The following is a 261-nucleotide window of genomic DNA, read 5'->3' on the forward strand; positions in this document are numbered from 1 at the left end:
GAGTTCGAGCTGGCGACGGCGGCGGTTCTGGTCGTGCTCGTCACCTTCCTGTTCCTGCGCAACATTCCGGCGACGATCATTCCGAGCCTGTCGGTGCCGCTGTCGCTGATCGGCACGTTCGCGGTCATGTATCTTTGGGGCTTCAGCCTCGACAATCTGTCGCTGATGGCGCTGACCATCGCCTCCGGCTTCGTCATCGACGACGCCATCGTCATGATCGAAAACATCTCGCGTTTCATCGAGCATGGCGACGATCCGGTC

At 60.5% G+C, this 261-nt stretch carries 1 protein-coding gene; it reads left to right on the plus strand.

What is annotated here, in order from left to right:
- A partial coding sequence (locus tag P9236_RS30720) for an efflux RND transporter permease subunit (RefSeq protein WP_278078216.1) occupies positions 1-261 on the plus strand: 261 nt, incomplete at both ends.

This window comes from Mesorhizobium sp. WSM4884 (assembly GCF_029625675.1).
Taxonomy (GTDB): domain Bacteria; phylum Pseudomonadota; class Alphaproteobacteria; order Rhizobiales; family Rhizobiaceae; genus Mesorhizobium.